The 308-nt window shown below is 63.6% G+C and carries 1 protein-coding gene; it reads left to right on the top strand.

Going from position 1 to position 308, the window contains the following annotated elements; genetic code table 11:
- Nucleotides 1-308 (top strand): hypothetical protein (locus tag ACWGTI_RS32850; RefSeq protein ID WP_454590705.1); only part of this gene is annotated, 308 nt, incomplete at both ends.

Here is a 308-nt window from a genome sequence, read left to right as displayed (position 1 = left end):
CAGGGCATTGGTGGGAATCGTCGTCGTTTTCGCGCCGTGCCGGGAACTACCTCATCGCCTTCTGATGAGAATCTCTGGCCGGACGAAGCTGAAAGCTCGCGAACCAGCGCGCACCCGGACGTGGAATCCGAGCCCGGCCGCAGTGGCGGGCCGGGAAGATGGCGTGATCCCGATGGTTCTGAGCAATTCGTCCAAGGATCCGGCTCGCAGCGACCTTTTGGAGATCATGGTGGCCGACAAAATCGCGATGCGGGCTCACGTTCGGACGGCGTTTCCTGGCGCGCCGGTCGAACAACCGGGGGCGTGGA

Source organism: Mesorhizobium sp. ArgA1, from assembly GCF_053714375.1.
The sequence above is the reverse complement of the archived record's forward strand: the minus strand, read 5'-3'. Positions and strand labels throughout refer to the sequence as shown.